The sequence below is a fragment of the Sphingobacterium tenebrionis genome, from assembly GCF_037126265.1.
Lineage (GTDB): Bacteria > Bacteroidota > Bacteroidia > Sphingobacteriales > Sphingobacteriaceae > Sphingobacterium > Sphingobacterium tenebrionis.
In genome coordinates this window covers 1-8753 of record NZ_JAYLLN010000064.1, presented here as the reverse complement: position 1 = coordinate 8753, position 8753 = coordinate 1, and the positions used below count along the sequence as shown (strand labels likewise).

General features: G+C 42.1%; 6 protein-coding genes. 3 read left to right on the top strand and 3 right to left on the bottom strand.

Annotation, left to right across the window (positions count from 1 at the left end):
* Nucleotides 1-139 precede the first annotated feature (139 nt).
* The 3 genes from VJ786_RS16285 to VJ786_RS16275 all read right to left on the bottom strand — a co-directional run bounded on the left by VJ786_RS16285 (nucleotide 140) and on the right by VJ786_RS16275 (nucleotide 2906).
* On the bottom strand, nucleotides 140-1087 hold the full coding sequence (locus VJ786_RS16285; protein ID WP_099366878.1) for an MlaD family protein: 948 nt from the start codon (nucleotides 1085-1087) through the stop codon (nucleotides 140-142).
* Nucleotides 1088-1142: 55 nt separating this feature from the next.
* Complete coding sequence (locus tag VJ786_RS16280) at nucleotides 1143-1973, bottom strand: N-acetylmuramoyl-L-alanine amidase family protein (protein WP_134777048.1); 831 nt, start codon at nucleotides 1971-1973, stop codon at nucleotides 1143-1145.
* Between the two features lie 69 nt (nucleotides 1974-2042).
* Nucleotides 2043-2906 carry an N-acetylmuramoyl-L-alanine amidase family protein gene (locus VJ786_RS16275; protein ID WP_134777047.1) on the bottom strand — a complete coding sequence of 288 codons (864 nt, stop codon included), beginning with the start codon at nucleotides 2904-2906 and terminating at the stop codon, nucleotides 2043-2045.
* A gap of 230 nt (nucleotides 2907-3136) precedes the next feature.
* On the opposite strand from VJ786_RS16275, the gene VJ786_RS16270 reads away from it, so the two are divergent.
* From VJ786_RS16270 to VJ786_RS16260, 3 genes are all read left to right on the top strand, one after another.
* Nucleotides 3137-5719: a putative LPS assembly protein LptD gene (locus VJ786_RS16270; protein WP_245153313.1), complete on the top strand. Its 2583-nt coding sequence runs from the start codon at nucleotides 3137-3139 to the stop codon at nucleotides 5717-5719.
* A 22-nt stretch (nucleotides 5720-5741) separates the two neighbouring features.
* The gene (locus VJ786_RS16265; protein ID WP_134777045.1) at nucleotides 5742-6992 is read left to right on the top strand and encodes a competence/damage-inducible protein A; all 1251 of its coding nucleotides are present in this window, start codon (nucleotides 5742-5744) and stop codon (nucleotides 6990-6992) included.
* Between the two features lie 108 nt (nucleotides 6993-7100).
* A complete protein-coding gene (locus tag VJ786_RS16260) occupies nucleotides 7101-8588 on the top strand; it encodes a dihydrolipoamide acetyltransferase family protein (protein ID WP_134777044.1) in 1488 nt (495 codons plus the stop codon).
* The last annotated feature ends 165 nt before the right edge of the window (nucleotides 8589-8753 follow it).

The following is an 8753-nucleotide window of genomic DNA, read 5'->3' as shown; positions in this document are numbered from 1 at the left end:
CAGAATATTATTTGGAGAAAATTTAATTTATTATTTGGATATATACACAGTTCATTGCGAGGAGGTACGACGAAGCAATCTTTGGACTAATCGAAAGATTGCTTCGTTCCTCGCAATGACGTAACCCTCGCAATGACGGTTACTTCGTATCCCTCTTTCCGAAAATCGAGATCTTAAGATATTTCCCTGGATTCTTCTTCAAATCCTCAATCAACTGATTCAAACTCTCCGAAGAATTCGCCAAATTATTATACAATTTCTCATCATTCAACAACAAGCTCAACGATCCTTCCCCACTATTGATCTTATCCGTTATCATCCGCACCTGCAACATCGCTTGATTCGCATTATCCACCGTTTCCTTAATTTCCGTTTTGGAAAGATCATCAGAAAGGTTATCAATATTAGCCAGAATCGAATTGATCTTACTGTTATGCTGCTTAAAATTACTGGTAATCGACTCTAAATTCGCCAAGATATTGGTCAAACGAGCTCGCTCGCTACCCACCATCCCATCAACATCGCCCGTAATCTTCTCCAAATTCTTTAAAGAAACTGAAATACTATGCACTGAACTTTTGAAATCACGTTGGAAATCGGCATCCAATACCGAGTTAACCCCCGTTAGCACCGAATCCAATTTAACCACCAAATTCTCGATCTTCTTCTGTAGCGGTTCTACTTTTTCCATTAGGTTCGCCTGTACATCCGATAGCAAAGGATCGCCATTTCGTGCCATGGTCGTGCTATTTCCCAATTCAAAAACAATGGCCTTACTACCCAATAAATCCGCAGACACAATCCGTGCTACCGTATTGGATGGAATATCCACCTTATCATCAATCTTGAATTCTGTTTTGATCTTGCCGTTCGGCTGAAGGGTCAATTTTGAAACCCGACCGATCTGGTAACCATTCACCAACACCGGTTTGGAAACAGCCAATCCATCCACATTATCATATTCAGTGTAAAAAATGTTTTCACTACTAAAGACATTATTGCCCTTTAGGAAGCTGTATCCAATAAACAACAAGGCTATGGCGATAATGGTAAGTGCGCCAACTTTAGTTTCATTAGAAATTTTCAAAATGATCCGATTTAAGAGTATCTATAAATATTTAACCACCAAGTTAAGAAAAAGTTTATCTTTCAAAAGCTTTTCGGTAGGTATTTATTGCATTAAACAAATCTGTGACAATGGCTTCCTGCCCAGCAGCAGAGTTCATGTAGCGTTCCTCTTCGGGATTACTGATGAATCCGATTTCCGTAAGTACCGCTGGCATACCCGCAGTGGCCAAAACAGCCAAGGACTGCTCTTTAACACCTCTATCAGTGCGGTTAGACCCTTTGAACTGGTCCTGCATATAGCTTGCTAATCGGATACTCTGCTCCCTATATTTCCTTTTGATCAAGGAGAAGATGATATAGGATGATGGATCCTTTGGGTCGAAACCACCATAGTTTTCCTTATAGTTTTCCTCCATCAGGATGGAAGCATTCTCTCGGATGGCCACATCCTGCTGACCTGTACGGCTAAAACCTAAAACCAAGGTCTCTGTTCCGGCAGCTGATGTGTTCAATGTTTTTCGTGTAACATATTTTCCTTTACTGTTTTTTACCCTTCTACTGGTAGTACCTCCAGAGTTACAGTGGATGGAAATAAAAAGATCGGCATTGTGCTTATTGGCAATAGCAGGTCTTTCGTATAGCTTCGGGTAAATATCCGTTTTGCGGGTATAAACCACTTTTACACCTGGCAGTTCCTGTTCTATACGTTTGCCTAATTTTAGGGCTACCTGCAGCGCGATATCTTTTTCCTTCGATACCCGACCGACAGCACCTGAATCATGACCACCATGTCCTGCATCAAGTACAATCGTCCGCATCTTTTTTACGGTACCACTTTGATTTGGATTTTGCGGGTCTTTAGGAGTAAAGGAAGCTAAGACGATGACTGATAAACAGATGGCCATACGTCCGGCTGCCTTAAAAATGTGTTTTTTCGTGTTTTTAAAAGTGTCCAATTTCAATGTATCTTAATGCTATAATCCAGAACTTGTTTTATAGCGTTTCACTGCATCAACAATGTTGCCAACAATTTCTTCCTGTCCTTTTGCGGATAACATGTAGTTTTCTTCATCGGGGTTGGAAATAAATCCAATTTCGGTTAAGGCAGAAGGCATACTCGCAAATGCCAGTACCGCTAAAGATAATTCCTGAACGCCACGATTTGGTCTGCCCTGCTTTACATATTCATTCTGGATATAAGAGGCAAATTTAATGCTCTTGTCCCGATAGGTTCTTTTCAATAAAGAGAAAATGATATAGGATGAAGGATCTTTCGGATCAAAACCACCATAGTTTTCCTGGTAATTTTCCTCCATCAAGATATCCGCGTTCTCTCTTACCGCTACGTTGGATTCCCCTTTCTGTAATCGGTTATAACCACATACAAAGGTTTCTGTTCCACTAACACTAGGTCTACGGATTACCCGACCTTTCGAATCATAATCGGCCGAGTTACAGTGAATGGATAAAAAGAGATCCGCCCGATTGCGGTTGGCAATGGCGGAACGCTCATGGAAAGGAACATCCACATCTGTTTCGCGTGTCAGCATCACCTTTACACCCGGTAATTCTTTTTCAATAGCATCTTTCAGTTTTTTTGATACTTGCAAAACGATATCCTTTTCGGCAGAAATCTTTCCTCTGGCGCCAGGAATTCTCCCGCCATGACCCGGATCGATAACGATCAATCGCATGGCTTTATTGCTAGAAACTTCGGTTGCAATGGGTTCCTTTGCGGAGTCGCCCTTACTGGTTCCGACGTAAATACTTAGAAATAAGATAGGTAGTGTAATGCCTAAAATGCTTAGGACTGATTTTGTTCTTTGATTAAGATTCATTTCCAACTTCTCCTTTTAAATATCCAACAAAATGCTTTTTAAAGTTATTTGTTAAATATGTTTAACTTTATCAAAATCCTAATTATTGTAATAGATTTTTGACTATTTTTGCCATCAAGAGTTTAAAATTAGCACAAAAATAACATTCATATTTCATTTTGAAGGCTTTAAGTTGTTTTTTCCTTACCCTTTTTCTTTTTTTTTGTGGGCTGTCTTTGGTAAAAGGGCAGGTGGAAACCAATTCCAGAGGGACAACTGTTACAAACGACACTTCCAAAAACGAACTCCAGGATACCAGTAAAAACAATTTCAAACAGGTTTCGGGACAAGATACGGTGCATATGCAAGATGATGGCGGTCTGGAAACTGTGGTCACCATTTCTGCCAATGATTCTTCATGGAACGAAGTCAGTAAAAACATCCTGCACCTATTCAAAGGTGCCAAAGTAAAATATGAAGGCTTCGAATTAGCAGCCGACTATATCCGTTTGGATAGAAATACCAATATCTTATTTGCTTCCGGTGTAATCGATCATAACGGAAAATATGTAGGTAGGCCAGTCGTGATTATGCCTGGAGAATCGCCGATTGCTGTCGATTCCCTGTTATATAATTACAAATCCCAAGTGCCGAAAACCTATGGCGTGATGACCGAGGTGGATGGGGGTTATATTCAAGCCCGGGAAGTACGTAAGAATATCTATGACGAGATGTCCTTGTACAAAGGATTGTACAGTACCTGTGATCTGCCTTATCCGCATACCCACTTTGGTATACAGATCAGCAAAGGGGTGATCACCCAAAAACAGATTATTGCCGGACCATCCTACCTGGTGGTTGAAAATATACCCTTAAAATTTATTGCTATTCCATTCGGATTTTTCCCTAAACAGGATAAGAAGAGTTCCGGATTTTTATTCCCATCCTTTGGTGAGGATGCCTCCCGTGGTTTTGCCATGCGTGATCTGGGATGGTACTTGACCTTCAATGATTATTGGGATTCGGAAATCAGAGGTAACCTGTATTCCAAAGGAACCTGGGAAGCTAGTGTAAGGACCCAATATTTGGTGAACTATAAATTCAGTGGTAACTTCAATATCCGTTATGGTTCCTTCGTGGAAGGGGTAGAAGGTACGCCAAGTTATGGACGTAGTAAGGATTTTAACTTTACCTGGAACCATACCCAAAGGCAGGAGGCTAATCCGGGGACTTCCTTTACGGCATCTGTAAACTTTGGTACCCGTTCTTATTTGCAGAATTCTGCTGCGGGTGGAACATACGACCCTCGCGCTTTGACCAATAACCGATTGAACTCTTCCATCGCTTATGGAAAAGTATTTGCAGATGGTAAGGTCAATTTTACGTCCAACCTTCGACATGAGCAGGACCTGACCACTGGTCGGGTAACCTTGGATCTACCGACCATCAGTTTGAACGTGGCCACCTTTAATCCTTTCGATAGTAAAGATCGTGTTGGGGAACAGAAATGGTACCAGAAACTAACGGTAGGTTATAGTATGCAGGCGCAGAATAAGATCGTTACGTTTGATACGCTTTTGTTTAGAAAAGAAACGCTACAAGACTTTACCAATGGGATGCAACATAATATTCCGCTTAGTTTAAGTTTAAATGTGCTGAAATATTTCCAGTTCAATACCTCCGCCAACTACACCGAACGCTGGTATTTGCAGTCCGTTCGTAATCGTGTAGCAAACGAGGTTTTTGGGTATAGCACAGTTAGGGATACCATCCAAGGATTCAAAAGAGCCTACGATTATAACCTTTCCAGTGGATTATCAACCAAGGTTTATGGTATGTATCCTAAAATGGGTAAGATAGAGGGGATACGTCACGTGATTACCCCATCGGTGAACTTGAATTATCGCCCAGATTTTGGAAGGGAAAGATATGGCTATTACCGTAATTTTATTGATGAAAATGGCGTGAACAGGAAGTATTCCATCTTTGATGGTGCACTCTATGGATCGCCAAGTGAAGGCCGTTCCTTAGGGATTGGATTCTCAGTAGATAATAATATTGAGGCGAAGATCAGGGATGATAATGATACCACAGGTAATGGATTCCGAAAGGTTCCTATTATCCAAGGTCTAACCTTCTCGGGTAACTATAACATGGCGGCAGACTCCCTGAAACTATCCACCATCAGTTTCTCCGGTCGTACCTCCTTATTCAAGGAAAAATTGAACCTGAATTTCAATGGTACATTTGATCCTTATTCGTATGATCCTTATACGGGAAGAACGGTTAATCGCTATGCGATCAAAGATGGTAAGCTTGCCCGTTTGACCAATTTCGGTCTTTCCTTTGATTATAGTTTTAACCCGGAGGCGAATAAAAGCAGGAATAACAATATGGATTCCCTGCGGAACAGCATGCCGAACCTAAGTCCGGAACAGGCGCAGGCACTATCGCGCATCAGTACCGATCCGAATGCCTTCGTGGATTTCAACATTCCATGGAATGTTGCGGCATCCGTTTCCTTTAATTATGCGCGGGTTTTTGATGACGAAGAGCAAAGAATGCGTAGTGTATTGACCAATACGGTCAATGTACATGGGGATTTCAATGTGACGCCGAAATGGAAGATTCAATACAATACCGGTTTCGATTTTGTGCAGATGAAGGCCAGTTTGACCAACATCAGTATTTATCGGGATCTCCATTGTTGGGATATGTCGGTCGGATGGGTTCCATTTGGGCAATACAAAAGTTATAACATAACCATCAGGGCAAAGGCATCGATCCTTCAGGATCTGAAGTTATCGAAACGCCAGAGTCATTTTACCTTTTAGAAAAATTTAAATCTTAAAAGCCATGAAAGCTGAGATTATTACCATTGGTGATGAAATCCTGCTGGGGCAAATCGTGGACACGAACTCGGCATGGCTAGGACAGCAATTGTTCGACCTACAGATTCATGTTCAACAGATAACCTCTATAACAGATAGTGAATCCCATATTCTTCAAGCTTTAACAGCCGCTCAAAGCAGGGCAGATGTGATCATCTGTACAGGTGGATTAGGCCCAACCAAAGACGATGTAACCAAAGCGACCGTCGCCAAGTTTTTCAATACCACTTTCGTCCATAATGAAGAAGTTATGGTTCATGTGAAGCAGATTTTTGAACGCTTTAACCGGACCATGCCGGCCATGAATTATGGTCAGGCTGATGTTTTGGCCAATGCGGAAGTCCTTTTCAATGATTGGGGAACAGCGCCTGGAATGTGGGTGGAGCATGAGGGGAAGGTGTTTATTTTCCTTCCGGGAGTACCTTTTGAAATGAAAAACCTGATGACCCATCGGGTTATTCCTAAACTGAAGAATTTTTACAGTGAGGAAAAGTTGGTGCTGCGCTATATATTAACCGTTGGAATAGGGGAGTCGCATTTAGCCGAAATGATCGCTGATATCGAGGATAGTTTTCCGGATCAGGTTCACCTTGCTTACCTTCCTAAGATCGGTATGGTCAGACTTCGTTTGACGGTTTCTGGCAAAGATGTGGAACAATTGAATCTTTTAGCGGATGAGTTGCAAGAACAATTGATTGAGAGAATCGGGAAGGCTGTTGTATCAACGGAAGATATCAGTTTTGAGGAGGTGCTCATCAAATCCTTTGTGGCGGATAACTGTGCCTTAGCCACCGCAGAGAGCTGTACAGGCGGAAATATCGCACGTGTGATTACGGAAGTTGCTGGAGCAAGTGAGATGTTCGAGGGAGGGATTGTTTCTTATTCCAATCAGGTGAAAGTGTCGCAGCTGGGTGTGTCGGAGTCGACCTTGGAGGCTTTTGGTGCGGTAAGTGAAGAAACGGCTGTGGAGATGGCGAAAGGGGCAAAGGAACGTCTCGGCACGAGTTATGCAGTGGCCACTACGGGAATTGCAGGGCCTGGAGGTGGCTCGCAGGAAAAGCCTGTAGGTACCGTGTGGATTGCTGTAGCGGGTAAGCAGGAAGTACAAACTAAATTGTTCCGTTTTCATGGGGATCGGCAGATCAATATTGAACGGGCAACCGCGCAAGCCTTGCTGATGTTATGGAATTTATATCGACAAGAGAAGGGCGATTAACAGAATTATATTTTTTATAGGTTTTTATTCAAACGATTATATTTTGTTTCCTTGAGTTTCAACTTTTAATAAGTAACTTAGTGGACTAACAATCCAAATAAAAAATAGATGGCTATATATAAACTTTTACTTCCTAAGATGGGAGAAAGCGTATCAGAAGCTACGTTGACAAAATGGGTGATTCAGGTTGGAGAGCGCATCGAGGAAGATGATGCTGTCGCTGAGATCGCTACGGATAAAGTGGATTCCGAAGTGCCATCTCCGGTTGCTGGTATCCTAAAGGAAAGATTGTTTGAAGAAAATCAGGTAATCCAGGTAGGCGATGTTATTGCATTGATCGAGGTTGATGGCGATGATGATGCTGAAAATTCAGGGAATGTTCAGGGTGAAAACTTGAATAATTCCGAGCAAAACATAGAAGAAAAACAAGCGGAACATACGGAAGAATCTGCTGATCATGAAGGAATGGATGATGCTCCTGAGGCATCGACAGAAATTCCTGGAATGGATCAGGTGGATAGCCGTGCTGCTGAAGATCATAACCAAGTTTCGGAAGCTGGGAATTCCGGTATTCGTTTTTATTCCCCATTGGTTAGGAATATTGCTCAACAGGAGGGTATTTCTCAACAGGAGCTGGATGGAATTACTGGTACTGGTGCAGAAGGCCGAGTGACGAAGCAAGATGTGTTGAACTATATCCATCAAAAGGACGGTAGTAATCATACGCCTAAATTGGATTCAACTTCTCCAACTATGGGGTCTTCAATTACTGAGTCTAGAAGCTCGGTAGCTTCATCATCTGCTGGTTCAGAAGTTAAAGCATCTTCTGGTACATCTAATGCAGGTCAAGCTGTGACGAGTCCGGCTCAGGTAGTGAAGAGCTCCGGATCCGACGAGATCATTGAAATGGATAGAATGCGTCGTTTGATCGCAGATCATATGGTGAGCAGTGTGAAGACTTCGCCACATGTATTTTCAGTGGTGGAAGCGGATGTAACGAATCTGGTGAACTGGAGAAATAAAATCAAGGACGCTTATAAAAAAGCAGAAGGGGAGAACATCACCTTTACACCATTGATCATTGAAGCGATCGCGAAAGCTATTAAAGATTTCCCGATGGTGAATGTTTCAGTAGATGGATATAATATTATTCGCAAGAAAAACATCAATATTGGTATGGCAGCGGCTTTGCCAAGTGGAAATCTGATTGTTCCTGTGATTAAAAATGTGGATCAGTTGAGTCTTTCGGGGATTTCAAAATCGGTAAATGATTTGGCAAATCGTGCGAGGGGTAATAAGCTGAAGCCAGATGATACACAGGGAGGTACTTTTACATTTACAAATATCGGTGCGTTCGGAAATATCTTGGGCATGCCTATTATCAACCAGCCACAGGCAGCGATCTTAGCTGTAGGAACTATTAAAAAGAAACCGGCTGTGTTGGAGACTGAATATGGTGATGTGATTGCTGTAAGGCATATGATGTATATCTCGATGTCTTATGACCATAGGGTAATTGATGGCGCTTTAGGTGGAAGTTTTATCCGTAGGGTGGCTGATTACTTAGAAAACTGGGACGCAGAAAGGACGGTGTAGCATCACGTCATTGCGAGGAACGAAGCAATCTTTCCGCATGTCATGCTGAGCAGCGTCGAAGCATCTGTTCGTTAGTACCCGTACAGATCCTTCGACTACGCTACCAATGACATGTTGTATAACCTATTGTTAATCAGGTCAATGTATCTTATCTAATTTCATATC